Raw genomic sequence first — 25,179 nt, forward strand, 5'->3', positions numbered from 1 at the left:
AGAATGATGAAATATCGACAAGCATCATCAGGGAATCAGAGTTTTCCCTGATGATGTTAATTACTCTGCGTTATTTGTTTAAAAAATGTTTGTTTTTACCGGGCAGATAATTCGCAAACAGAGTGACTAATCGGTCGCTTAACGGTGTCATTAGCCACCAAGGAAGACCAATCAAGACGACAGTCATGGAACCGATCACGATATCGGTGAGCCAGTGAGCGCCAATCATTATGCGTGGAAAGGCAAAAACCACAGCGATAATAAGGCCGATTATTCCGGCGACTTTTCCGAAATAACGCAGCATAAATGCGGAAAAAATAAGCAGCATCATACCGTGATCGCCGGGGAAACTGTCTCTGGACGCATCTTTAGTCGGAATATGCAGCAGTTCGCTGACGCGATAAATATTATCCAGCATCAGAGTAGGGCTGGCGCGTTTAACGGGAATAAGCGCCTGGCCTAACTGATTTAATACCACTGCGGTGAGCAGCATAACCAGGCCAATAGCGACAATGCGTCGGCGACCTTCCGACGTCTCTTTCAGCCAAAAATGCAGCATCAAGGCGCCCATTGCCAGCAATGAGCAACCATCAAATGCCCGGTTATTGGTAATAGCAACAATCCACAAGAACTGCGGGCTTTCCACCAGTTTCTGGTTAAAGAAGCGGAAAACGCCCGTATCCAATGAAGACCAGATCCCATGCCCGGCAGGAAGATACCAGGACAGAAACAGCGCCAGCCCCGCAATATTGAGTAGGAGAATAAGAGGGTATCGGGTTTTCATCATCGTTTACCATTGCTATAAAAACGAAGGCAACCTTACGCGTTAGCGTCTAAACGAAGTCTCAACAATGCACTCTGTAGCGTATTCCAGTCGGTCTCAGTATCGGCGATGAGTTCAATACGGCTATCCGGTGGCGCGACGTTTTGCGTCTCAATATGCCAGTCGTCTCCCTGGCGGTTAATGCGCACCAGCCCTTCCTTTATACGCATGACACCTTTCACGCGCCCCACGGGGGCAAGACGGGACCATTCCAGCAGACCGATGGTATCGAACACCGTATCAGCGTCAAAAATCCAACCGCAGGCCTGATGGCCCTGGCCGCTGTTCAGGCTGCGCCGCCAGCGCTGCTGTGACGGCAGACTCAATGCCGCCAGTCCCTTTTTGTCTGCATGGCTATGGGCGTGCTCTGCGCTTGCAGGAAGCTCTGCCAGGTTTAGTCGGGGTAAATCCAGTAACTGCCCGTCAATTTGCCCATGGTCGGCATGAACCAACTGGCGATTGCCGCCGTAGTGTTGCCACCAGGTTTGCAAGGCGTTTTCGCTTTCCGCTGTGGCACGGTCGGCTTTATTGGCAACAATGATATCTGCGGCGGCAAGCTGATCGCGGAAATTGTCATTGGCGACGCTTTTTTCATCCAGTAACAGCCGGGGGTCAAGAATACAGAGGGTCGCGCGCAGATCGATCCACGGTTCGTAAACCGGTGCGGTGAGTAAATCCAGAATTTGTTTAGGGTGTCCGAGGCCAGTGGGTTCAATCAGCAATCTGTCGGGTTTTCCCTGACGCAGCAGCGTATTGAGGCCAACCTGCATCGGTAGACCGTTAACGCAGCACATACAGCCGCCGGGGATCTCTTTTAGCAATGCGCCGCTGTCGGCTAACAGGGCGCCATCAATACCTACTTCACCAAACTCATTGACCAGCACGGCCCACTTCTCTGCGGGATCCTTGTTCGCCAATAGATGAAGAATAGAGGTGGTTTTGCCACTGCCGAGAAAACCAGTGATGAGATTGGTTTTAGTCACAATTACTCCAGAATCATAAATTACCGTAATGGCATTTAACAATCCTGGCGAAAAATGGGGAAAAAGAGAAGGGGTGAGGGGACGAAGACGTGCTTCGTCCTGTTTAATGGCAGAAATCGTTAATTTTTTAACGTTTCAATGACAGCCTGATGCGCACCGTATTGGGCAATACGTTGCCAGGCCTGCTGAATGACCGCGACAAACTGCGGATTCTGTACGAGCTCGGCGGAGAAAATCTCATGCAGAGAAAGCAGGGCGCTGACGCGTTCTGATTCAGTGCTCTGTGCCACCAGAGCGGCAATTTTCTCACTGAGCGGGTCACGAATATCAATCGTAGCGCCTGAATCATCCACACCGCTCACGTAGCGCATCCAGCCTGCGATGCCGAGCGCCAACAGCGGCCACTCGCTTTGACGTGCTAAATGCACGCGGATCCCTTCCAGCATTCGCTGGGGTAATTTCTGGCTACCATCCATCGCGATTTGCCAGGTTTTGTGTTTCAGCGCCGGATTGGCAAAGCGGTCCAGCAGACTTAAGGCATACTGGTTTAAATCAACATCGGTAATTTGCAGCGTGGGGGCCTGTTCGGTGAGCATTAGCCGGTAAGCGGCTTCACGAAATGCGCTATCCTGCATACAGTCGCTGATGTGCTGGAATCCGGCCAGATAGCCGAGATAAGCGAGAAACGAATGGCTGCCGTTCAGCATCCGCAGTTTCATTTGTTCCCACGGCAAGACGTTTTCAACCATCTGGACACCCGCGGTTTCCCATTGCGGACGACCACAGACAAAGTTGTCTTCAATCACCCACTGAATAAACGGCTCGCAGCTGATTGCGCAAGGATCGGCAACGCCCAGCTCGTGGGCGATTTCAGCCAGCGACTCTTCGGTGGCGGCGGGAACAATCCGATCCACCATAGTACCCGGGAAACTGACGTGTTCCTGGATCCAGTGCGCCAACTCAGGAGAGCGTTTTTCCGCCATCCCCAGTACGGCATTTTTTACCACATGACCATTGTCCGGGATGTTATCGCAGGAGAGGACGGTAAACGGCTGAAGTCCACGTTCACGTCGGCGGTGCAGCGCTTCTACGATTATACCGGGGGCGGAGTGCGGTTCAGCCGGTGTCTGCAGATCGTGAATAATACGCGCATTAGAGAGATCTAACGAACCCGTCGCCGGATCGATGCAGTAGCCTTTTTCCGTGATGGTTAACGAGACAATCGCGACCTGAGGCTCGCAGAATTTTTCAATAATGGCCGCCAGCGAATCCAGCGTGGCGTTCAGGCATTCGTTAACGGCACCGATAACAATAGGCTGGTTGCCGTTAGCCCCTTTTTCTAACACGGTAAATAAATGATCTTGTTCGCGAAGCTGATGCATCAGCCGATCGCCACTGAACAGGCTAATCTCGCAAATCCCCCAGTCTCCGCCCTGCGCATTCAGCACCCTGTCGGTTAATAACGCCTGATGGGCGCGATGAAAAGCACCGAAACCAAAATGTACAATCCGCGTTTTTAATTGTTGGCGGTCGTACTGCGGCATCATGACATTTTCCGCCAGTGGCGCTGAGGCAATAGTTTTCATTAAATACACCTGATTAACCATTAATTAACAATGCCAGTATAAAGTTATATGACAGCAAATTGAATTGGTGTGCCTCATTTATCCGGGGAATGTGAGCTGGATCAATCAATGATAGGCCATCTGTTGAACATCTCCAGGATGGCTGTATGGTAGTCGTCATTCAGGTAGTTTAATTTGGTATAACAACTTGTGGGGTGAAACAATGGAACAAACCTGGCGTTGGTACGGACCTAACGATCCGGTATCGCTTGATGATGTGCGTCAGGCTGGCGCAACGGGTGTTGTGACCGCCTTGCACCACATTCCCAACGGTGAAGTGTGGCCGGTAGAAGAGATTCAACAGCGTCAGGCTATTCTGGCTGAAAAAGGGCTGACCTGGTCGGTGGTGGAAAGTATTCCTGTCCACGAAGATATCAAAACGCGTTCAGGCCAGTACCAAACGTGGATTGCCAATTATCAGCAGAGTATCCGTAATCTGGCGACCTGCGGCATCGATACCGTGTGCTATAACTTCATGCCGATCCTCGACTGGACACGTACCGATCTCGAATATCAGCTGCCGGACGGCTCCAAAGCGCTACGTTTTGACCAGATTGCTTTTGCAGCCTTCGAACTGCATATTCTTCAGCGCCCTGGCGCCGCAGCGGATTACACCGCAGAAGAACAACGCCAGGCGCTGAATTACTTCAATGCTATGAGCGATGCCGATATCGAAAAGCTGACCCGCAATATCATTGCCGGCCTGCCCGGTGCGGAAGAGGGCTATACGCTGGATCAGTTCCGTGCGCGCCTCGCTGAATATGACGGCATCAGCAAAGACGATCTGCGCGATAATATGGCGGTATTCCTGCGGGCGATTGTGCCTGTAGCGGAAGAAGTCGGCGTGCGTCTGGCTGTCCACCCTGACGATCCGCCGCGTCCGATCCTCGGCCTGCCGCGCATTGTTTCGACTATCGAAGATATGCAGTGGCTGAAAGAAACCGTCGACAGCATCAATAACGGTTTCACCATGTGCACTGGTTCCTACGGCGTGCGCGCCGATAACGATCTGGTGAAAATGATCGAAACCTTTGGCGATCGAATCCACTTCACGCATCTGCGCTCCACCTGCCGTGAAGATAACCCGAAAACCTTCCACGAAGGTGCGCACCTGCAAGGCGATGTGGATATGGTATCGGTGGTTGCTGCCATCCTGAGCGAAGAACAGCGCCGTAAAAAGGCGGGCGATTTGCGTCCTATTCCGATGCGTCCGGATCACGGACACCAGATGCTTGACGACCTGCACAAGAAAACCAACCCAGGTTACTCCGCGATTGGTCGCCTGAAAGGGCTGGCGGAAGTTCGCGGCGTTGAGCTGGCGTTAAAACAAACGCAGTTCCGCGATCTGCTGTAAGGTTAACAACAGGGATTGTGCCGCAGGCGCGATCCCTGAAATTCATCAAGGCTGCGCTAGCGCCTGCTCCAGTACCGACAGCACCTTTTTGATCTGCTGTATCTGCAATCCGCCAAACCCGAAAAACATAACAGCATCGCTGTTCTCCCTACGCCATGCGGCTCCTGAGCCATTTTCAATATCTGGCAGAGTGTCAAAGCGGATCCCTGCCAGCAGGCAGCGCTGTTGCAGCCTGGCTATCATATCTGGGTGTCTGTCAACGCGTAACGAGAGGTGCAGACCCGCCGTTGCGCCAGCGATTTTCCCTGACGGAAACAGAACAGAAAGGCCATCGCGTAACAGATTGAGGCGCGCCGCATAGTTGCAGGCCAGCTTGCTGATGTGCGAGTAAAACACCTGATTTTGCATTAATTCGGCTAAAAATTGCTGCAATAGCCACTGACTGCCGTTGTTGTTGAGCGCTTTCATATTCTTTACTGCCGGGAGCAGTTCATCAGGACAAATGAGATAGCCAAGACGCGTTCCCGGCCCCAGCGTTTTGGAAAATGTCCCCATGTAGATAACCCGGTTGTGATAATCCATAGCTTTCAGGGCAGGAAGGGGGTTCTCGCCATAAGTAAAAACAGCATCGTAGTCGTCTTCAAGGATATAAGCGCCGACGCGCTGCGCCCACGTCAATAATGACTGACGGCGCTCCAGCGAAAGGACGCTTCCCATTGGATACTGGTGAGCCGGAGTCACATAGCAAAGCTGGGTTTCATATTCGGGTAATTTATCTGTTTGCAGCCCGTGGTTATCTACAGCAATTGACGTAATGTCTGCACCGTAATAATTAAACAGATGCCATGCGCCAGAATAGCAAGGGGATTCGGCCACAACGTGGCACTTTTTTTGCTGACTGACGGCATGATGAACAATAAATATTTGACTGAGCAGCGACAATCCTTCCTGAATCCCATTGGTAATGATGATGTTCTCCGCCCGGGTATTAATGCCGCGAGATAAATTAAGGTACCTGGCTAGTTGCTCACGCAGTGAAAATAATCCATTTGATGAATGATATCGGGTAAACAATTGCTCTTTAAGTACGCTTGGCGCGTTATTCCATTTTCGCCAGCTTGCCCAGGGAAAAGCATTGGGATCGGGGACGCCCATCCGGCAGTAGCACTCCCGCCCAGGCTCTGCGTAAACATCGGTAGAGACCCCGGCCGCTTTTGGTGTTACTGGCGGAGAGCCCTGGGGTACGGACACATGCGCTGGGGTTACACGTACAGGCGTGGTGAATATCACCTCATAGCCAATGCCGTGTCGGCTCTTAATTAATCCAGCCGCCATCAGCTTATCATAGGCCATCACTACCGTTATTTTGGCAATGTTCAATGCCTGGGCCTGCTCGCGAATAGAGGGGAGTTTATCTCCACACAGCAAATCACCACGCTGAATGGCCTGTAAATAAAATTGAAATATCTGCAACTGCAGCGGAGTCCGGCTTTCTCTATCGAGAGTCAGTTTGAGCATGATAAATTCCTTATTTATAGATGGTAATTATATTACGGACTTCTGCTCATTACTATTTGACGAACCTCATAGAGTGGATGCTGTTCCTATAATCTGCCTTCGCTGTCTCTATTTTTGATTTTTATTATCCCTTAGCGTGTCGCTATTAAAAAAATGGAGGCAAGCATGTCGTGGATAAGAAAAAACGCACTATGGTGCGCATTCGCCGGGGCGGTAGCAATGGCCCTGGCTATTTGGGGAACGTGGCAAGGCGTTCATTACACCAGTTCTACCGAGTTTTGTTTATCGTGTCACTCGATGCGCACATCTGGCGAGGAGTATAAAACCAGCGTGCATTTTCGTAATGCTTCTGGTGTGCGTGCGGAGTGTAAGGATTGTCATATTCCGCCAGGCATCGTCCCAACGCTGGTTCGTAAAACGCAAGCCTTAAACGACCTCTACCACACCTTTATCTCTCCTTCGATCGATACCCCGGAAAAATTTGCCGCAAAGCGGGCGGAGTTGGCCCAGCGAGAATGGGCGCGCATGAGCGCGAATAATTCAGCGGCGTGTAAATCCTGCCATAGCTATGAGGCGATGGATCACGGTAAGCAATCGGCAAATGCAGCGGCGCAAATGACCGCGGCGGCGGCAAAAGACAGTAACTGTATCGATTGTCACAAAGGCATTGCCCATCACAAACCCGATATGAGCAGCGGTTTTCGCGATCGTTACAAGCAGTTGCAGCGTCAGGGAGAGCAGTTACCCACGGCGACGACGCTGTATTCGTTAGGCGAAAAATCACTGACTGCGACAGCAGAGAGCCCGGCAGGTAAAGCCATGCTGTACCCGGCAACGCAAGTGCGTGTGCTGAAAAGAGAAGGAAAAAACGTTCAGATAGAGCTGACTGGCTGGCGGGAAAGCAAAGGACGGGGACGGGTGATTACCCAGTATATGGGTAAACGCGTTTTTGCTGCCGTATTAGATGCCTCGCTGATGAGCAATGTGAAGGTTGAGCAAACACAGGTTGATCCGGAGTCACATCAGGAGTGGCAGCAGGTCAGCGTGATGGCCTGGAGTTCGGCGGAGGGGTTTACCGACAATATTGACCCCCTCTGGCAATACGCCGATCAGATGTTGCAATCCACCTGTAGCGCTTGCCACAGCACGCCGCCGCCGACCCGCTATTCCGCGAATGGCTGGATCGCCGGACTGAAATCCATGTCCACCTACTACCGGCTTAATCCGGTGGAAGACCGTACGTTGTTGAAATATCTCCAGACTCACGCCAGCGATATACCTCAATCTAACAATCCAAAAGGATAATTTATGGATATTCATGATTTTAATCCGTCACGTCGACGGTTTTTAAGTGGAATGCTGGCAGTCGGTGCCGTCAGCGCTTTAGGGCCAAATCCACTGATCTCAAAGGTCTGGGCAGCGGGTGAAAACCCGGAGCAATGGATCCAGTCTGGCTCGCACTTTGGCGCTTTTGAAGCCAAAGTCGTGAACGGTGAATGGGTCGATACCCGCCCCTTCAAACATGACAAATACCCCTGCGATATGCTCAATGCCGTTCGGGAGGTGGTCTGCAACCCATCGCGTGTGCGCTACCCGATGGTGCGGCTGGACTGGCTGCGCAAGCGTGAAAAGTCAGATCGCAACCAGCGCGGCGATAATCGCTTTGTCCGTGTGAGCTGGGATCAGGCGTTGGATCTGTTCTATGAAGAGCTGGAGCGGGTACAAAAGACCTACGGATCTTCTGGCGTCTTTACCGGGCTGGCGGACTGGCAAATTGTTGGCAAATATCATAAGGCCGGCGGCGCGATGGATCGGGGACTCAGCTTGCACGGTAGCTATGTAACGACCGTCGGCGACTACTCGGCAGCCGCAGCGCAGGTCATTTTGCCGCATGTGATTGGTTCGCTGGAAGTTTACGAGCAGCAAACGTCACTCCCGCTGGTTATCGAAAATACCCAAACCATCGTGCTGTGGGGCTGCGATCCTATCAAGAATCTGCAGATCGAGTTCCTGGTTCCCGATCACGATGCGTTTGGCTATTGGCAGCAGATTAAAGAAGCGGTTGCGCAGGGTAAGATGCGCGTTATCAGCGTTGATCCGGTGCGTAGCAAGTCGCAAAACTATCTTGGCTGTGAGCAGCTGGCGCTGCGACCGCAAACGGATGTCGCGTTATTGCTGGCGCTGGCGCATACCCTGTACGAAGAAAAACTGTATGACGTGGCGTTCATTAACGATTATACCGTGGGCTTTGAACAGTTCTTGCCGTATCTGCTTGGGGAAAGCGACAAGCAGCCGAAAAACGCCGAATGGGCGGCGGAAATCTGCGGTCTGACGGCGGAGCAGATCCGCGACTTCGCCCGCCTGCTGGTCAAAGGCCGGACACAGTTTATGGGCGGCTGGTGCGTGCAGCGTATGCACCATGGCGAGCAGTATCCGTGGATGCTGGTGGTGCTGGCCAGCATGGTTGGCCAAATTGGCTTGCCGGGCGGCGGAGTAGGGTTTGGCTGGCACTATAACGGCGGCGGGACGGTCACTTCTGCCGGTCCTGTCCTGTCCGGCCTCGGGAGCATCAACAATCCCCCGGCCGCGAAATACAAAGCGGATTTCCGCGGCGCTTCAGAACATATTCCTACCTCGCGAATGATCGATTGTCTGCTGGCGCCAGGCAAAAAGATCGCTTTCAACGGTGAAACATTAACTTTCCCTGATATCAAAATGGCGATTTTCAGCGCCGCCAATCCGTTCCATGCTCAGCAGGATCGTAACCGCATGATCGAGGCGTGGAAGAAGCTGGAAACCGTGGTCGTTCTGGATCATCAGTGGACAGCATCCTGTCGTTTTGCCGATATCGTCCTGCCTGTGACCACGCGCTTTGAGCGTAATGACATTGAGCAGTTCGGTACACACTCGAATAAAGGGCTGATGGCGATACATCAGGTGGTTAAACCGCAGTTTGAAGCGCGACATGACTTTGATGTCTTTGCCGGTCTGTGCAAACGCTTTGGTCAGGAAGAGACATACCGCGAAAAGCGGGATGAAATGCAGTGGATAAAAGCCATTTATGATGAGGGCGCGAAAACGGGAGCGTCCCTTGGCGTGAGTATGCCGAACTTCGAGAGTTTCTGGCAGGGCGAAGGATACATTGAATATCCTGCCGGGAAGCCGTGGGTGCGTCACGGAGAATTTCGCGAACAGCCGGATATCAATCCGTTAGGAACACCCTCGGGTCTGATTGAAATTTACAGCAAAACCATCGCGGGCTTTGCCTACGATGACTGCCCGGGGCATCCGGTGTGGATGGAACCCTTTGAGCGTACCCATGGCAGCAAAACAGATAAATATCCGCTGCATCTGCAGTCCTGCCATCCGGATAAACGTCTGCACTCTCAGCTGTGCTCAAGCGAGGCGTTTCGCAACACCTATGCGGTGGCAGGAAGAGAGCCGCTGTACATGAGCCAGTCGGATGCCCGCGCACGTGGCCTGAAAGCCGGGGATATTGCGCGCGTGTTTAACGCCAGAGGCCAGGTGCTGGCCGGGGTGGTGATCAGTCCGGATTACGCGCCTGGCGTCGTCCGGATTCATGAAGGCGCGTGGTATTCGCCGCAGGAAGGCGGGAAAGCGGGCACATTATGCACTTATGGCGATCCGAATGTGCTAAGTGCGGATATCGGTACATCGCAACTGGCGCAGGGGCCTTCAGCGCATACGGTGCTGGTCGAGGTGGAGCGGTACCAGGAGAATGCCTCGCAGGTCACGGGCTTTGGCGGGCCGGAGGTTGTGAAAGAGGAGGGGGCAAGTGCAGCATAATCATATTCATCGACAGCGGGCGGCGGTGTACCAGTGGTTTTCGCAACTGCTGTTCCGTGAGCTGGACGAGGAGCAACTCATCCGCCTTGAAAGTGGGGAAAGCCGAAAGTGGCTGGCGTCGTTGACGGCTATCCCTGGGTTATCCGTTGATGTCAAAAACCTGGAACGTAGTCTCGTTCGGGCGCTGCGCCGGGAAAGCCGACAGCTGGAGCTGGCGGCGGACTATGCCTCGTTGTTTTTGCTGGCACCTCCTGGCGGTGTTTCACCTTATGCGGGGCATTATCCGCATACGACCGCGCCTGAAGAACGCAAGGAAATGAATGTGCTGTTAGTCGAGTATGGGCTGACACCGCAGGACAACGAGCCTGCCGACCATATTGCTGTACAACTGGCACTGATGGCGAGAATGGTTACCAAAAAGGAGACGTTATCGACGCAATATTACTTTTTGCATCATCACATTATGTGCTGGGCACCCCTGCTACGGGAAAGTTGTTTACAGCGGGACGAAGAGGGGGTTTATCCTCAGGCGGTTAACGTCATAACGCATTTTATGCGTGAGGATGAGCTGTATCTGGAATCTCTGTTGGTGGATGATTTTTACCTCAGCAGCCAAGGCTGAAAAGAACAAAGGGACAGCAAATGCTGTCCCTTTTCACCGCTGTCGCAGCAGAAAAGTTAGTCTACGCGGCCCATGTAGCGACGTTCTTCGATATGAATACGGATTTTTTCACCTGCACTCAGATATTCAGGAACCAGGATAACCAGACCGGTGCTCATGGTCGCTGGTTTGTTACGCGCACTTGCTGACGCGCCTTTAATGCCCGGAGCTGTTTCAACGATTTCCAGGTCTACCGTTTGCGGCAGTTCAAGCGCCAGCAGCTGGCCGTCCCAGGTCAGTACCTGCATATCCGGCATTCCGCCTTCCGGGATGAACAGCAATTCTTCTTCAATCTGATCTTTGGTGAAGGTATACGGGGTATAGTCTTCTTTATCCATGAAGACGTATTCGTTGCCATCGACATAGGAGAAATCAACGCCACGACGGCTCAGGGTGACGGTATCAACGATGTCATCACCTTTGAAGCGCTCTTCAACTTTCAGACCGGTACGAACATCAGAAAAACGCATTTTGTACAGCGTGGCGGCGCCACGTGCGGTTGGTGATTGAATATCAATATCTTTTACAATCAGCAGTTTGCCGTTGTAATTCAGTACCATACCTTTTTTAATTTCGTTCGCTCTTGGCATCGAAAAAATCCTGTAATGAGGAGTGTCTAAAATATCGCGTAAAACTACTCGCGCCGGGGCATTCAGGCAAGCGGAATTGATGCTTTTGCTGGTGCCCAAAAGGTGTTACTGTGCGCTTCCTGCACAATCCGATGGTTTACGATAAAGAGAGTACTGTATGGAATGCCGTCCGGATTGTGGTGCATGTTGCACCGCGCCTTCAATTTCCAGTCCCATCCCCGGCATGCCTGATGGCAAGCCCGCTAACACACCATGCGTTCAACTGGATGAATCCCTGCGCTGTAAAATTTTTGCTTCGCCTCTGCGGCCAAAAGTGTGCGCCGGTTTACAGCCCAGTGCGGAAATGTGCGGACAGACGACGCACCAGGCCATGGTCTATCTCATAGAGCTCGAGGCGCTGACCGCACCTTAAACGTCTTTGATGCGCGTCAGACACGCGACGGTGGCGACGATCATCACCAACGCAAACCAGAATACCGCGTGATAGTTCCAGATTTCAGCGGCAAGACCCGCCAACGATCCGGCAATAATCCAGCCCACGCGAATGGTATTTGTATAGAGAGTCGTGGCGGAACCCGCTTGTCCCGGCATCAGATCCTGGAAATAAAGCATGCCAATCCCGCCGAGGATGCCGATATAAATCGCGTTCAGCAGTTGTAAGCCAAGCAATATCGCCGGAGAGTGGGCCAACAGCATGCCGGCATAAAAGAAAAATCCGGCGACAACGGCGATTCTCATCAACAGGCGTTTGCCCAGACGCTTCGCGAAGTATCCGGCAATCAACATGGTTGGGATTTCCAACCCCGCGGCAGTTCCCATCATGATGCCCGCCAGCTTTTCCGGCAGATGCAGTTCGTTGATAATAAACAACGGCATATTAATGATATAGAGACTGTTAGTCCCCCACATTAACGTGCAGATAACAAACAGTAGCAGCGTGTCGCGTCGATTGCGGCGCGGGGCTTCTACCGCGCCTGTCGCGAGAGGCACGCTTTTACTCATCGAGGGTAAGAACAGCCAGACCATTACGCCGCAGACAACAAACGCCACCGCCGCGCTGAGGTACATCACCGTAAAGCTAAACCCCATGGCCAGCGCGTAGGCCAGCGGCGGGCCAATCACCCAGGCCAGCGAAACCTGCGCACGTAATATTGAACTGAACATGACGGCTTCCCGACCCGTACGGTCGGCGTGCTCGCGGGCGAGAGCAAACATTTGCGGGTTGGCGGTCGAACCGAAGCTGCTGAGGAATACCCCGACAAACAGCAGAATAAAATAGTTACGGTTCCAGGCGAACAGCACGCAGGCCAGCATCCCCAGCACGCAGCAAAACACAATCAGGTTTTTGCGATCGCCTTTTTTATCTGAACGTCCGGCCAGAAACTGACTCACCAAAATGCCGATTACGGCGCTACCGGTAAAAAAGAACCCGACCATGCCGGGACGGGCATGGACTTCATCCGTCAGAAAAAGGCTGAGCGTTGGCGTCTGCAACGCACCGGCGATACCCGTCAGAAATGCGACAAGCAGGAACGCCGAAGACGTTAAATCAAACGCCTTGGGTGTGGCGGCTACGGGGGTGTTGTGCATGTTTTGATATCAATAATGTGAAGAGACGCGGAGTTTACGCTGCTTGTCAGAAAATAAACAGGGAGCCAAATCAAAATCGGCATCAAAAATCAAAATAGCATTTCAGTCAGAGAAAGCAGTTTGCTGACGCTGCTGAATCTGACAGGCTGACGCCGTTTTTGCGTCAGCAATTTTTTCTCCTCCGTGGAAAAAATGTGCGTTATCTCTAAATTCAGCAAGTAATTTGTCAACTTTACTTGTGTGCTGAAGAAAAAAGAGCAAGACTTCTTGAAACGTTTCAGCGTCATCTCGCCATAACTGATGGAGTCAGGTGACGCCTTTTTTCTCATGTTAGCTGAATCGTTTCAAATCAGCGGGAGAGGAGAACCATGTTCCAGTTATCTGTTCAGGATATTCACCCGGGCGAACAGGCCGGGAATAAAGAAGAGGCTATTCGCCAGGTTGCCGCTGCCTTAGTGCTGGCAGGTAACGTAGCGGAAGGCTACGTCGATGGCATGCTGGCGCGTGAACAACAGACGTCCACGTTCCTCGGCAACGGTATTGCTATTCCTCACGGTACGACGGACACGCGCGATCGGGTGCTGAAAACCGGCGTGCAGGTGTTTCAGTTTCCGCAGGGCGTGATCTGGGGTGAAGGGCAGGTTGCTTATGTGGCAATCGGCATCGCCGCCAGCTCTGATGAGCACCTCGGTTTACTGCGTCAGCTGACGCATGTGCTGAGCGATGACTCCGTCGCTGAACAGCTGAAATCTGCGACTACGGCGGAAGAGTTGCGCGCGTTGCTGATGGGGGAAAAGCAAAGCGAACAGCTGAAGCTTGATAACGAAACGCTGTCGCTGGACGTCGTTGCCAACTCGCTGGTCACGCTGCAGGCTCTCAACGCCGCACGGCTGAAAGAGGTCGGCGCGGTTGACGCCACCTTTGTGGCCAGAGCCATTAATGAGCAACCGATGAATCTCGGTCAGGGGATCTGGCTGAATGACTGTGCTGAAGGCAATGTGCGCAGCGCCGTTGCGGTCAGCCGCGCAGCAACAGCGTTCGATGTACAAGGTGAAGCGGCAGCCCTGCTGGTGACCGTCGCCATGAATGACGAACAACCGGTTGCGGTGCTGAAGCGCCTTGGCGATCTGCTGCTGAATAATAAAGCTGACCGTTTGTTGAAAGCCGATGCGGCAACGGTGCTGGCGCTGCTGACCAGCGATGATGCCTTAACTGATGATGTACTGAGCGCCGAATTTATTGTGCGCAATGAGCATGGTTTACACGCCCGCCCGGGCACCATGCTGGTGAATACGATTAAACAATTTAACAGTGAAATTACCGTGACAAATCTTGATGGAACCGGCAAGCCGGCGAATGGACGCAGTCTGATGAAAGTTGTGGCATTAGGCGTGAAGAAAGGACATCACCTGCGCTTTACCGCCCAGGGTGAAGATGCTGAACAGGCGCTGAAAGCGATTGGCGAAGCCATCGCGGCGGGTCTTGGGGAGGGCGCGTAATGAGCAGACGTGTTGCTACTATCACCCTTAACCCAGCCTACGATCTGGTGGGTTTCTGCCCGGAAATTGAACGCGGTGAAGTGAACCTGGTTAAAACGACCGGTCTGCACGCGGCAGGGAAAGGGATTAACGTCGCTAAGGTTTTGAAAGATTTAGGTATCGATGTAACGGTGGGCGGTTTCCTCGGTAAAGACAACCAGGATGGTTTTCAGCAGTTGTTCAGCGAGCTGGGTATCGCCAACCGTTTTCAGGTTGTACAGGGGCGTACGCGTATCAACGTCAAGCTGACCGAAAAAGACGGCGAAGTGTCCGATTTCAATTTCTCCGGCTTTGAAGTCACCCCGGCTGACTGGGAACGCTTTGTGAATGACTCGCTGAGCTGGCTGGGCCAGTTCGACATGGTGTGCGTCAGCGGCAGTTTGCCGACCGGCGTTAGCCCGGAAGCATTCACCGACTGGATGACGCGCCTGCGCAGTCAGTGTCCTTGCATTATCTTTGATAGTAGTCGTGAAGCACTGGTCGCCGGTCTGAAAGCGGCACCATGGCTGGTGAAACCAAACCGTCGTGAACTGGAAATCTGGGCAGGCCGTAAGCTGCCAGAAATGAAAGATGTGATTGAAGCTGCACATGCGTTGCGCGAGCAGGGTATTGCTCACGTGGTGATTTCACTTGGCGCGGAAGGTGCGCTGTGGGTTAACGCTTCGGGTGAGTGGATTGCTAAACCGCCGTCAGTCGAGGTGGTAAGCACCGTAGGCGCGGGTGATTCAATGGTTGGCGGCCTGATTTACGGCCTGCTGATGCGTGAATCCAGTGAACACACCCTGCGTCTGGCAACCGCTGTTGCCGCCCTGGCGGTAAGCCAAAGCAATGTGGGCATTACCGATCGTCCTCAGTTGGCCGCAATGATGGCGCGTGTCGACTTAAAACCGTTTAACTGACAGCAGGAGAGGCATAATGAAAACGCTGCTGATTATTGACGCTAATCTCGGCCAGGCTCGCGCTTATATGGCGAAAACCCTGCTTGGAGCGGCGGCGCAGAAAGCACATCTGGAAATTATTGATAATCCTAATGATGCCGAACTGGCAATTGTTCTGGGCGACACGCTTCCTGCCGACAGTTCGCTGAACGGCAAAAAAGTCTGGCTGGGCGATATTGGTCGTGCGGTTGCGCATCCTGAACTTTTCCTCAGTGAAGCGAAAGGCCACGCAAAACCTTATAGCGCTCCGGTTGCGGCAGCGTCCGTGGCCAGTAGTGGTCCAAAACGCGTGGTGGCGGTGACGGCTTGTCCAACTGGCGTTGCCCATACATTTATGGCCGCTGAAGCTATTGAAACGGAAGCGAAAAAACGTGGCTGGTGGGTGAAGGTTGAAACCCGTGGTTCTGTTGGCGCAGGCAATGCCATTACGCCGGAAGAGGTGGCTCAGGCGGATCTGGTGATTGTGGCGGCTGACATTGAAGTTGATCTGGCGAAGTTTGCCGGAAAACCAATGTACCGTACTTCTACTGGCCTTGCGCTGAAGAAAACGAAGCAGGAGCTGGATAAAGCGCTGGAAGAAGCAACGCCGTACCAGCCTGCCGGCAAAGCGCAGTCTGCAACCACTGAAGGTAAGAAAGAGAGCGCTGGCGCGTATCGTCACCTGCTGACGGGCGTATCCTACATGCTGCCGATGGTGGTTGCTGGCGGTCTGTGTATTGCACTCTCATTCGCTTTTGGTATCGAAGCGTTCAAGGAGCAGGGTACGCTGGCGGCGGCGCTGATGCAGATTGGCGGTGGTTCAGCTTTCGCGCTGATGGTGCCGGTTCTGGCGGGCTACATCGCGTTTTCCATCGCTGACCGTCCGGGTCTGACGCCTGGTCTTATCGGCGGTATGCTGGCGGTGAGCACCGGTTCCGGCTTTATTGGCGGGATTATTGCCGGTTTCCTTGCCGGTTATGTGGCGAAGCTCATCAGCACGAAACTGAAACTCCCGCAGAGTATGGAAGCGCTGAAACCGATCCTGATCATTCCGCTGCTCTCAAGCCTGGTGGTTGGTCTGGCCATGATCTACCTGATCGGTAAACCAGTGGCGGGCATTCTGGAAGGTCTGACCCACTGGCTGCAAACCATGGGAACCGCGAACGCGGTGCTGCTTGGAGCGATTCTTGGCGGCATGATGTGTACCGATATGGGCGGTCCGGTTAACAAAGCGGCGTATGCTTTCGGTGTGGGGCTGCTTAGTACGCAAACCTATGCGCCGATGGCGGCGATTATGGCGGCGGGTATGGTGCCTCCGCTGGCCCTGGGCCTGGCAACGCTGGTGGCGCGTCGTAAGTTCGACAAAGCGCAGCAGGAAGGTGGTAAAGCTGCGCTGGTACTGGGCCTGTGCTTTATTACCGAAGGGGCTATCCCATTTGCTGCCCGTGACCCGATGCGCGTTCTGCCTTGCTGTATCGTTGGCGGCGCGATTACCGGGGCTATCTCGATGGCGGTGGGGGCTAAGCTGATGGCGCCGCACGGCGGTCTGTTCGTGCTGTTAATCCCTGGCGCAATCACTCCGGTGGTTGGATACCTGCTGGCCATTATTGCCGGTACGCTGGTAGCTGGTCTCTCCTACGCGGTGCTGAAACGCCCGGAAGCAGAGGTTGTGGCAAAGGCGGCCTGATTTAACGCTGACATCCGGGGCAGAGATTTCTCTGCCCCTTTTTTTATCCATTAAATCTGCCTGGCTGTGTTAAACCGGTTCAGGCAATCATTGGTGCGATGATAAAACCAAAGGCAACGCCAGCAATGATCCCGCCAAGCCCTGGCAACATAAACGGATGGTTTAAGACATACTTACCCACGCGCGTTGTCCCGGTGGTGTCGAACTCCATTGCCGCCAGCGAAGTCGGATAAGTTGGCAGAACAAACACGCCGGTCACTGCGACATAGGAAGCCAGAATGGCCCATGTGGGTACGCCGAGCGCGACGGCAAGAGGGATAATCAGCGGCGTGGTGGCTCCCTGCGAATAGAGAAGCGCGCAGGTACCAAACAGCACCAGCGCCAACAGCATCGGATAAGCCCGTAGAATATCGCCCGCGATATCCTTTATCTCCGTTAAGTGGGCATCAATGAAAGTTGTGCCCAGCGTAACAATCCCCAGAATTACTGCCAACGAACTCATACCCGCCCGAAACGTGGATGTCAGGACAATCGCGTCTGTTGATGTTTTGCATAGCACCACCATCAGACACGCGGCAGCTAGCATGCAGATAATGATAATATCCCGGGTATTCATTGGGTTGCCTGCATCGAATCCAGGGCGCAATTGAGGGCATGCGGCAAGAATAACGATGACCACCGTTGCCAGCATAAACAGGGCGACTGACAGTCTGGCACCTGGCGTTGTGCTGTTTTGCCCTGCATATTTACGCACCAGTCCTTTTTGCAGGCGTTCCAGATAGACTTCATCATCCTGTAGCTCACATCCCTGACGTGAGGCGATAAAAGCGGCGACCATCGCGGCGACAAATGAGGCAGGCAGACATACCGCCATAACCTGAATAAAGCTGATACCGTTGCCTTCCATAATAGTCAGCATAGCGGCCATTGCGGCACTGATCGGTGAACCGGATATCGCCACCTGAGAAGCGACTACGGAGCCTGCGAGCGTACGAGAAGGGCGAATACCTGACTCTTTGGCAACTTCGGCAATCACCGGCAGAGTAGAAAAGACGATGAACCCTGTTCCCGCCATAATCGTCATCGACCAGGTGATAATCGGCGCAATAATATTGATATATTTAGGGTTACGGCGCATAAAATTACCGGCAATGCGAACCAGATAATCCATGCCTCCGGCGGCCTGTAGCGCCGATGCCGCCACCACCACCGTCATAATAATGAGAATAACGTCAACGGGTGGCGAACCAATTTGCAGCCCAAATCCCAGCGTTAAAATAGCCAGCCCCAGCCCGCCGCATAAACCAATACCAATTCCGCCAAGGCGGATACCGAAAAATATTGCGCCCAACACTACGATAATTTCTAGCCAAATCATAATGGCCTCCGCCAGAGAGTAATTTGTAATTAAAATGGATTTTTATTTAATGCAACAATTAAACAGGTATGGACATTCATTGTGCCAAAAGGTGATTTTTACCCACGCGTTTCTCGTACCATTTAATACCGGCACGAACCAACGAACCGGTTGAATCAATATATTTCTCAGGTGACTTGTTGACTGCTTCGGCAAGAATGACAGGAACTTCAGTACATCCGAGCACGATGACTTGTGCCCCGCGTGAGAAGAGTGCTTCAGCCTGTTCATTCATCAGCGTTTGCGCCCGCTTAGCATCACCAGCTTTTAAGCAATAGATGCTTTCCATCACTTTTTCCTGACTGGATGAGTCAGGGCTGATGCAGGTTAACCCAAGAGATTCTATGCCTTTTTGATAGAGGCCCATGTATAAAGTGGCGTTGGTGGCGAGTAATCCGATTTGCGATTTCCCGCAGTTTTTAACCTCATTGATGGTCGTTTCAACGATACTGAGCAGCTCTGTATGGCAGCACGCTTTTAATTCATTAAACCAAAAGTGGGCGGTGTTACAGGGGATCACAATACACTCGGCGCCAGCATCTTCGAGTTTATGCATATAATCGCGCATTGCCGGAAGTGGGGAATGACCATGATGCATTAACGCGTCGGTTCGGTCTGGAATGTCAGGAATAGATGAAATAATTAAGGGGATATGTTCCTGGTCACGTTGCGCAGCGGTAAAAGTGACGAATTTATTAAACAGATCGACCGTTGCAGCAGGTCCCATACCACCAAGCACGCCAATTAAACCTTTCACGATATATACCTCAATTCACCGATAATTAATATTCAGAGCCGGGTTGTGTCTGCTGATAATGTTTAACAGCAGTGAGACGTGAGGAGAAATGCAATAATGTATGGTTCAATGCAAAAACCGCATGACTGTGGTTTATTGTGTAACCTCAGCAGGCCGGTATTCGGCCAGAGGCTACGCGTTACGCGGCGGGCAAGCGGTCGTAACCGATAGGGAGAGAAGTATGTTAATGTTAAAAATGAAGCCTTGATGCAAAAAACGAATCACCAGGCGCTAATGATGAATGTCATCTCCGGAACTATTCAGGCATGATGCTTTAAGGCTAATAGGCATATTTAAATATCCGCGTGATAAGCATGAAAAATATTGAGACAAAATGGTTATATGACTTTCTGACGTTGGAGGCATGCCGTCATTTTTCCCAGGCGGCTGAGGAGCGCAACATATCCCAACCGGCATTTAGTCGGCGGATCAAGGCGCTCGAATCAGCCGTGGGTGTGCTGCTTTTTGATCGCACAACGAGCCCACTGCAACTCACGGAGGAGGGCAAGCTATTTCATTCGCAAACCCGTAGTTTGTTGCAACAGCTGGAATGTAATCTGGATGAGCTAAGCGGCCACAATTTACTGGGTGTACCCAATATCAAAATAGCGGCGGCACATTCTCTGTCGCTGACGATGTTGCCCAGATTGGTGCACTCAATGGCGGCCTGGGGTGAGGAGTTTGTCTATCACGTTGAAGCTATTGATGTTGTTCAGGCGGTGAATACTCTGCGCGAGGGGAAAAGCGATTTTATTATCTCCTTTCGGGATGAAGATTTAATGCAGTCACCTTTCTGCGGCTTGAAGGTTTTTGAGTCTGAACTGTACCCCGTGTGTGCAGTTGATGCGCAGGGTAAGGCGTTGTTTGATATCTACAAGTCGCAGGCGCCGATTCTGAACTATACCAGCACATCCTACATGGGAAGATTGGTAAACCGTCATCTGGCGGAAGTAGGCGGCATTTCAGCCCGAACGCTGTTTATGTCTTCGATGAGTGAGTTATTAAAAAATATGGCATTGGATGGGCATGGTATCGCCTGGCTGCCGGCGTGGACAATCGTAAACGAACTGCGCGAAAAGCGGCTGGTTTGTCTGCAGACGCCGGAACTGATGGTGCCTATTCAGGCTTATATTTACCGAATGGATACCCGGTTGAATAAAACGGCTGAGCACTTCTGGCGGATTTTGTACAACCATATGCCAGAGGACCTTGTTTCGCTCAGTTGATACGAACCGGATCGTCTGGCGCATCTGAAAAATCTCCGGTTATGCCGGAGTTAAACTCTTTAGACTGCTTGAATTGTGTACTACCTCTCATTTTCTCTTTCCTTTACAGACTGTATCTATAAAAAATTGTGATTCTGTTCATATCTATTGAGTTTAGATCTTGAATATGGATTTACTTTGTCAAAAACACGCTTACTATGAACACATGTTTGATAGTGAACATGTGCTCTAATAACCTGATGTGTGGCGTTGGTTATTTTTAACGAACTCATTTGTGGCAAGTTAATTGCCAAGGGACGTGCTATGCGTGAAAAGGAATACATAGTAACTATTGGCTCGGCCAATATGGATGTTGCTGGGTATTCGCATGCTTCTCTAAATTATGCGGATTCGAATCCAGGAAAGATAAAATTCACCCCCGGCGGAGTTGGACGTAACATTGCACATAATCTCGCGCTGCTGGGGAAAAATTCATGGTTACTGACGGCGGTTGGTAATGATTTTTATGGACAATCGTTATTGGCGCAAACCAATCAATCCGGAGTTCATGTTGATAAGTGTCTTATCGTTCCCGGAGAGAATACGTCCAGTTATTTATCATTGCTTGATAACACCGGTGAAATGTTGGTTGCCATTAATGATATGAGCATTACCGAACATATTTCAGCAGATTTTTTATCACAGCATCATGATTTTATTCGGCAGGCGAAAGTCATCGTCGCCGATTGCAATATCAGCGAAGATGCCCTGGCATGGGTGCTGGAAAATGCCGGAGAGGTTCCGGTGTTTGTTGACCCGGTATCGGCATGGAAATGCGTCAAAATTCGCGAGCGGCTTGCACAAATTCACACTCTTAAACCCAACCGGCTTGAAGCCGAAACGCTAAGCGGTATTGCGCTTTCCGGGCGTGATGACGTGGGTAAAGTCGCCGCCTGGTTTCATGATCGCGGCTTAAATAGGCTGGTGCTCAGCATGGGCGGCGACGGTGTTTATTACAGTGATATTGCGGGGAGTCGTGGTTGGTCGCTGCCGATTAAAACTCACGTCATTAATGTTACCGGGGCTGGCGATGCAATGATGGCTGGACTGGCGTCCTGCTGGGTAGACGGCATGCCCTTTATTGATTCGGTTCGATTTGCGCAGGGTTGTTCATCAATGGCGTTAGCCTGTGAATATACCAATAACCCTGATTTGTCTGTTGCGAATGTAAGCTCATTAGTGGAGAACACAGAATGTCTGAATTAACTCTTTCCTCTGAATTATTACAAATATCTCCAGAAGTACAGGAAGCATTAAACAGTAAGAAGCCGATTGTTGCACTTGAATCAACCATTATTTCTCATGGTATGCCATTTCCGCAGAATGCCCAGACAGCGATTGAAGTAGAAGAAACTATTCGTAAACACGGTGCGGTTCCTGCGACCATTGCCATTATTGGCGGAATAATGAAAGTTGGTTTAAGCAAAGATGAAATTGAGCTGCTTGGGCGAGAAGGTCATAGCGTTACGAAAGTAAGTCGTCGTGATTTGCCGTTTGTGGTCGCGGCAGGAAAAAATGGTGCAACGACTGTTGCCTCAACCATGATTATTGCCGCCCTGGCGGGAATTAAAGTATTTGCGACAGGGGGAATAGGTGGGGTTCATCGTGGTGCTGAACATACCTTTGATATTTCCGCGGATCTGCAAGAACTGGCTCATACCAATGTCACGGTAATTTGTGCCGGGGCGAAATCTATTCTTGATCTCGGCTTAACTACTGAATATTTAGAAACCTTTGGTGTGCCGTTAATTGGTTATCAAACCAACGCGTTGCCAGCATTTTTCTGCCGTACCAGTCCGTTTGAGGTCAGTATCCGTCTGGACAGTGCGCAAGAGATTGCCCGTGCCATGGCGGTGAAATGGCAAACGGGTCTCGACGGCGGTCTGGTTGTTGCGAACCCCATCCCAGAGCAGTTTGCGATGGCTGAAGAGAAAATTAATGCGGCAATCGATCGGGCGGTAAAAGAAGCGGAAGATCAGGGCGTTGTGGGCAAAGAGAGTACGCCGTTCCTGTTAGCGCGGGTTGCAGAGCTGACCGGTGGTGACAGCCTGAAATCAAATATTCAGCTGGTGTTCAACAATGCGGTACTGGCCTGTGAAATTGCGAAGGAGTATCAGCGCCTCGTCTGACAGAATTTCCCGGGCAGAATGCGGTCGCCCGCGAATATCAAACCTACCAAAACCTGGCGATAACGCCGGGTTTCCTGGCATGAAGGGAATTTCATTATGGATATAATGAGAAGTGTTGTGGGTATGGTGGTATTACTGGCCATCGCGTTTCTGCTGTCAGTAAATAAAAAACGTATAAGTCTGCGCACGGTCGGGGCTGCACTGGTACTGCAAATCGCAATCGGCGGCATTATGCTGTATTTCCCGCCGGGAAAATGGCTGGTTGAACAGGCTGCGCTCGGTGTCCACAAGGTGATGTCATACAGTGACGCGGGAAGCGCATTTATCTTTGGCTCCCTGGTAGGGCCAAAAATGGATGTGCTGTTTGACGGAGCCGGGTTTATCTTTGCTTTTCGGGTGCTACCGGCCATCATTTTTGTGACCGCACTGATCAGTCTTCTCTACTACATTGGCGTGATGGGGCTGTTGATCCGCATCCTCGGCGGTATTTTCCAGAAAGCGCTGAACATCAGTAAGATCGAGTCATTTGTCGCCGTAACGACGATTTTTCTCGGGCAAAATGAGATCCCGGCGATCGTGAAGCCGTTTATTGACCGCCTGAATCGCAATGAGCTGTTTACCGCTATTTGTAGCGGGATGGCCTCGATTGCTGGCTCAATGATGATTGGTTACGCCGGAATGGGCGTTCCGATTGACTATTTGCTGGCGGCATCGTTGATGGCAATCCCTGGCGGTATTTTGTTCGCGCGTATGCTGAGTCCGGCAACTGAAGAATCTCGCGTCACCTTTGAGAACCTGTCATTTACTGAAACGCCACCGAAAAGCATCATCGAAGCAGCGGCGAGCGGAGCGATGACCGGGCTGAAAATTGCCGCTGGCGTGGCGACGGTCGTAATGGCATTTGTTGCCATTATCGCGCTGATTAACGGCATTATTGGCGGAATTGGTGGGTGGTTTGGCTTTGGTCATGCCACTCTGGAAGGGATCTTTGGCTATGCGCTAGCCCCGCTGGCGTGGATTATGGGTGTGGACTGGGGCGATGCGACGCTGGCAGGCAGCCTGATCGGACAGAAGCTGGCGATTAATGAGTTTGTCGCTTATCTCAACTTCTCGCCGTATCTGCAAACGGGTGGAACGCTGGATGTGAAGACCATTGCGATTATCTCGTTTGCGCTGTGCGGTTTCGCTAACTTTGGTTCGATTGGCGTTGTCGTCGGGGCATTTTCGGCGATAGCGCCACAGCGTGCCCCGGAAATCGCGCAGCTTGGCATGCGCGCGCTGGCAGCAGCAACGCTGTCAAACCTGATGAGCGCCACTATAGCCGGTTTCTTTATCGGGCTGGCATAGCGAAAATAATGCCGGATACGCGTAGCGCCATCCGGCATTACATTTAAGCAGTTTGCAGCAAATACAAGGCGTTATCTGCTGAGAGGGTTGGGTTGTTGATGCTGACGCTGGCTCGTGATAATGCCGCGCAGGCCATGGCAAAGTGAGCGCTTTCACGAAATTCACTACCTTCCAGAAAGCTGTACAGCAATCCCGCCATAAAAGCATCGTCGGCGCCAAAACTGTCTACAACCGTATGCTCAGGAGGCGTCAGTAAAAACTGTTCTCCGTCCTTTTCGCTGCAAAAAACGGATTCATCTTCCAGGCAAACAAAGATTCGTTTTACCCCTTGCTGATGGAGACTATTAACGGCCAGTACGCGGTCGGCATCTGAATGAATAGGTTGACCCCACAAAATCGCCAGCTCTTTCTGCGTTGGTTTTAGCGTATGAATACGCGTAAACCAGGTCTTCATTTTTGCCGCTTTGAACTCTGAAACGGTGTCAATGAATACCGGAATATCATCAGCAATAGTAAAGACCCACTCAATGGCTTCGGCAGTCAGATTGCAATCTGCCAGTACGACACCGGAATGGCGGATCAAATCTCGCGAACTGTTCAGTAACTGCGGCGTCAATTGTTGCAGGATATGGGTATCGTTAATTGCCAGTACGGTCTCTTCCTGCTGATTAGCGATCGACAGGTAAGTTGAGGTGTTATGTCCATGCAGGCGTATGCAACTGGAAACGTTAACACCGGCCTGACGCGTTTGTTCCAGCAATGTTTCGCCATAGAAATCACTGCCAACAGCGGAAATTAAGTGGACGTCACGGCCCAGCAGCGCCAGGTTGTGGGCGATGTTGCGTCCCACGCCGCCTGCCGAGCAGTGAATGCTCCCAGGGTTAGAGGCAGCCTGAGGATAGTGGATGTCAGCAACACCACGAATATCCATATTGATCGCCCCGACAACCACGCAATAATCCTGTTCGGTAAGGATATAACCTTTACCTTTGATCATGCCTTTACGCATCAAATCCATAATATGCGCAGCAACGCGTGAACGGCTGATCTGCAAAATATCGGCGATTTCATTCTGCTGAATCAACGGATTGCGACGCAGGATCTTAAGGATCTGCTTTTCCCTGTCGTTCAT

21 protein-coding genes are annotated in these 25,179 nt (G+C 51.9%); 12 read left to right on the forward strand and 9 right to left on the reverse strand.

The window, feature by feature from the left end:
* Positions 1-70: 70 nt before the first annotated feature.
* From HVZ39_RS08695 to HVZ39_RS08705, 3 genes are all read right to left on the reverse strand, one after another.
* Positions 71-784, reverse strand: coding sequence for a phosphatase PAP2 family protein (locus HVZ39_RS08695; protein WP_019077242.1), 714 nt, complete (start codon positions 782-784; stop codon positions 71-73).
* A gap of 35 nt (positions 785-819) precedes the next feature.
* Positions 820-1,806: a GTP-binding protein gene (locus HVZ39_RS08700; protein ID WP_016153747.1), complete on the reverse strand. Its 987-nt coding sequence runs from the start codon at positions 1,804-1,806 to the stop codon at positions 820-822.
* Between the two features lie 119 nt (positions 1,807-1,925).
* Positions 1,926-3,392 (reverse strand): mannitol dehydrogenase family protein, encoded by a 1,467-nt coding sequence (locus HVZ39_RS08705; RefSeq protein WP_181633472.1) that lies wholly within the window; start codon positions 3,390-3,392, stop codon positions 1,926-1,928.
* A 202-nt stretch (positions 3,393-3,594) separates the two neighbouring features.
* Here HVZ39_RS08705 and uxuA point away from each other — a divergent pair, with 202 nt between their 5' ends.
* Positions 3,595-4,785 (forward strand): mannonate dehydratase, encoded by a 1,191-nt coding sequence (gene uxuA, locus HVZ39_RS08710; protein WP_016156994.1) that lies wholly within the window; start codon positions 3,595-3,597, stop codon positions 4,783-4,785.
* A 45-nt stretch (positions 4,786-4,830) separates the two neighbouring features.
* Here uxuA and HVZ39_RS08715 read toward each other — a convergent pair whose 3' ends face one another.
* On the reverse strand, positions 4,831-6,303 hold the full coding sequence (locus HVZ39_RS08715; RefSeq protein WP_016156993.1) for a PLP-dependent aminotransferase family protein: 1,473 nt from the start codon (positions 6,301-6,303) through the stop codon (positions 4,831-4,833).
* Between the two features lie 165 nt (positions 6,304-6,468).
* On the opposite strand from HVZ39_RS08715, the gene torC reads away from it, so the two are divergent.
* Genes torC through torD form a run of 3 tightly spaced genes read left to right on the forward strand, consistent with a single transcriptional unit; the run spans position 6,469 to position 10,732 of the window.
* Entirely contained in the window at positions 6,469-7,608 is a 1,140-nt protein-coding gene (gene torC, locus HVZ39_RS08720) for a pentaheme c-type cytochrome TorC (RefSeq protein ID WP_181633473.1), read from the forward strand.
* 3 nt (positions 7,609-7,611) lie between these two features.
* Complete coding sequence (gene torA, locus HVZ39_RS08725; RefSeq protein WP_181633474.1) at positions 7,612-10,110, forward strand: trimethylamine-N-oxide reductase TorA; 2,499 nt, start codon at positions 7,612-7,614, stop codon at positions 10,108-10,110.
* Entirely contained in the window at positions 10,100-10,732 is a 633-nt protein-coding gene (torD, locus tag HVZ39_RS08730; RefSeq protein ID WP_181633475.1) for a molecular chaperone TorD, read from the forward strand. The genes torA and torD overlap by 11 nt, the downstream gene beginning before the upstream one ends.
* Before the next feature lie 56 nt (positions 10,733-10,788).
* Here the strand turns inward: torD and yeiP are convergent, their stop codons facing one another.
* Positions 10,789-11,361, reverse strand: coding sequence for an elongation factor P-like protein YeiP (gene yeiP, locus HVZ39_RS08735; protein WP_181633476.1), 573 nt, complete (start codon positions 11,359-11,361; stop codon positions 10,789-10,791).
* A 157-nt stretch (positions 11,362-11,518) separates the two neighbouring features.
* Between yeiP and HVZ39_RS08740 the strand changes: the two genes are divergently transcribed.
* Positions 11,519-11,773, forward strand: coding sequence for a YkgJ family cysteine cluster protein (locus HVZ39_RS08740; protein WP_016153739.1), 255 nt, complete (start codon positions 11,519-11,521; stop codon positions 11,771-11,773).
* Here the strand turns inward: HVZ39_RS08740 and setB are convergent.
* Positions 11,770-12,951: a sugar efflux transporter SetB gene (setB, locus tag HVZ39_RS08745; RefSeq protein ID WP_181633477.1), complete on the reverse strand. Its 1,182-nt coding sequence runs from the start codon at positions 12,949-12,951 to the stop codon at positions 11,770-11,772. The genes HVZ39_RS08740 and setB overlap by 4 nt on opposite strands.
* 368 nt (positions 12,952-13,319) lie before the next feature.
* Here setB and fruB point away from each other — a divergent pair, with 368 nt between their 5' ends.
* Genes fruB through fruA form a run of 3 tightly spaced genes read left to right on the forward strand, consistent with a single transcriptional unit; the run spans position 13,320 to position 17,093 of the window.
* Positions 13,320-14,450 carry a fused PTS fructose transporter subunit IIA/HPr protein gene (gene fruB, locus HVZ39_RS08750; protein ID WP_016156988.1) on the forward strand — a complete coding sequence of 377 codons (1,131 nt, stop codon included), beginning with the start codon at positions 13,320-13,322 and terminating at the stop codon, positions 14,448-14,450.
* Positions 14,450-15,388 carry a 1-phosphofructokinase gene (fruK, locus tag HVZ39_RS08755; protein ID WP_003834544.1) on the forward strand — a complete coding sequence of 313 codons (939 nt, stop codon included), beginning with the start codon at positions 14,450-14,452 and terminating at the stop codon, positions 15,386-15,388. Before fruB ends, fruK begins: the two co-directional genes overlap by 1 nt.
* Before the next feature lie 16 nt (positions 15,389-15,404).
* Positions 15,405-17,093 (forward strand): PTS fructose transporter subunit IIBC, encoded by a 1,689-nt coding sequence (gene fruA, locus HVZ39_RS08760; protein WP_181633478.1) that lies wholly within the window; start codon positions 15,405-15,407, stop codon positions 17,091-17,093.
* Between the two features lie 79 nt (positions 17,094-17,172).
* Here the strand turns inward: fruA and HVZ39_RS08765 are convergent, their stop codons facing one another.
* Positions 17,173-18,471: an anaerobic C4-dicarboxylate transporter gene (locus HVZ39_RS08765; protein ID WP_141875433.1), complete on the reverse strand. Its 1,299-nt coding sequence runs from the start codon at positions 18,469-18,471 to the stop codon at positions 17,173-17,175.
* Positions 18,472-18,547: 76 nt separating this feature from the next.
* The gene (locus tag HVZ39_RS08770) at positions 18,548-19,267 is read right to left on the reverse strand and encodes an amino acid racemase (protein WP_016153734.1); all 720 of its coding nucleotides are present in this window, start codon (positions 19,265-19,267) and stop codon (positions 18,548-18,550) included.
* Between the two features lie 353 nt (positions 19,268-19,620).
* Between HVZ39_RS08770 and hypT the strand changes: the two genes are divergently transcribed.
* The 4 genes from hypT (at position 19,621) to HVZ39_RS08790 (ending at position 24,047) form a co-directional block, all read left to right on the forward strand.
* Positions 19,621-20,532, forward strand: coding sequence for a hypochlorite stress DNA-binding transcriptional regulator HypT (hypT, locus tag HVZ39_RS08775; protein ID WP_181633479.1), 912 nt, complete (start codon positions 19,621-19,623; stop codon positions 20,530-20,532).
* Positions 20,533-20,835: 303 nt separating this feature from the next.
* Positions 20,836-21,777, forward strand: coding sequence for a pseudouridine kinase (locus HVZ39_RS08780; protein ID WP_181221497.1), 942 nt, complete (start codon positions 20,836-20,838; stop codon positions 21,775-21,777).
* The gene (locus HVZ39_RS08785; protein WP_016156984.1) at positions 21,765-22,700 is read left to right on the forward strand and encodes a pseudouridine-5'-phosphate glycosidase; all 936 of its coding nucleotides are present in this window, start codon (positions 21,765-21,767) and stop codon (positions 22,698-22,700) included. The genes HVZ39_RS08780 and HVZ39_RS08785 overlap by 13 nt, the downstream gene beginning before the upstream one ends.
* A 96-nt stretch (positions 22,701-22,796) precedes the next feature.
* The gene (locus tag HVZ39_RS08790; RefSeq protein ID WP_047359178.1) at positions 22,797-24,047 is read left to right on the forward strand and encodes a NupC/NupG family nucleoside CNT transporter; all 1,251 of its coding nucleotides are present in this window, start codon (positions 22,797-22,799) and stop codon (positions 24,045-24,047) included.
* Positions 24,048-24,090: 43 nt separating this feature from the next.
* Here HVZ39_RS08790 and HVZ39_RS08795 read toward each other — a convergent pair whose 3' ends face one another.
* A complete protein-coding gene (locus HVZ39_RS08795; protein WP_047416236.1) occupies positions 24,091-25,179 on the reverse strand; it encodes a sugar kinase in 1,089 nt (362 codons plus the stop codon).

The sequence above is a fragment of the Citrobacter sp. RHB35-C21 genome (assembly GCF_013816515.1).
GTDB lineage: Bacteria > Pseudomonadota > Gammaproteobacteria > Enterobacterales > Enterobacteriaceae > Citrobacter > Citrobacter braakii.

Excerpts from the sequence above, each read along its gene's own strand:
- HVZ39_RS08795 (WP_047416236.1), bottom strand. The coding sequence starts at position 25,179 with ATGAACGACAGGGAAAAGCAGATCCTTAAGATCCTGCGTCGCAATCCG.
- HVZ39_RS08780 (WP_181221497.1), top strand. The coding sequence starts at position 20,836 with ATGCGTGAAAAGGAATACATAGTAACTATTGGCTCGGCCAATATGGAT.
- yeiP (WP_181633476.1), bottom strand. The coding sequence starts at position 11,361 with ATGCCAAGAGCGAACGAAATTAAAAAAGGTATGGTACTGAATTACAAC.
- uxuA (WP_016156994.1), top strand. The coding sequence starts at position 3,595 with ATGGAACAAACCTGGCGTTGGTACGGACCTAACGATCCGGTATCGCTT.
- fruK (WP_003834544.1), top strand. The coding sequence starts at position 14,450 with ATGAGCAGACGTGTTGCTACTATCACCCTTAACCCAGCCTACGATCTG.
- hypT (WP_181633479.1), top strand. The coding sequence starts at position 19,621 with ATGAAAAATATTGAGACAAAATGGTTATATGACTTTCTGACGTTGGAG.
- setB (WP_181633477.1), bottom strand. The coding sequence starts at position 12,951 with ATGCACAACACCCCCGTAGCCGCCACACCCAAGGCGTTTGATTTAACG.
- torC (WP_181633473.1), top strand. The coding sequence starts at position 6,469 with ATGTCGTGGATAAGAAAAAACGCACTATGGTGCGCATTCGCCGGGGCG.
- HVZ39_RS08695 (WP_019077242.1), bottom strand. The coding sequence starts at position 784 with ATGAAAACCCGATACCCTCTTATTCTCCTACTCAATATTGCGGGGCTG.
- torA (WP_181633474.1), top strand. The coding sequence starts at position 7,612 with ATGGATATTCATGATTTTAATCCGTCACGTCGACGGTTTTTAAGTGGA.
- fruA (WP_181633478.1), top strand. The coding sequence starts at position 15,405 with ATGAAAACGCTGCTGATTATTGACGCTAATCTCGGCCAGGCTCGCGCT.
- HVZ39_RS08740 (WP_016153739.1), top strand. The coding sequence starts at position 11,519 with ATGGAATGCCGTCCGGATTGTGGTGCATGTTGCACCGCGCCTTCAATT.
- HVZ39_RS08765 (WP_141875433.1), bottom strand. The coding sequence starts at position 18,471 with ATGATTTGGCTAGAAATTATCGTAGTGTTGGGCGCAATATTTTTCGGT.
- HVZ39_RS08715 (WP_016156993.1), bottom strand. The coding sequence starts at position 6,303 with ATGCTCAAACTGACTCTCGATAGAGAAAGCCGGACTCCGCTGCAGTTG.
- HVZ39_RS08785 (WP_016156984.1), top strand. The coding sequence starts at position 21,765 with ATGTCTGAATTAACTCTTTCCTCTGAATTATTACAAATATCTCCAGAA.
- HVZ39_RS08790 (WP_047359178.1), top strand. The coding sequence starts at position 22,797 with ATGGATATAATGAGAAGTGTTGTGGGTATGGTGGTATTACTGGCCATC.
- fruB (WP_016156988.1), top strand. The coding sequence starts at position 13,320 with ATGTTCCAGTTATCTGTTCAGGATATTCACCCGGGCGAACAGGCCGGG.
- HVZ39_RS08705 (WP_181633472.1), bottom strand. The coding sequence starts at position 3,392 with ATGAAAACTATTGCCTCAGCGCCACTGGCGGAAAATGTCATGATGCCG.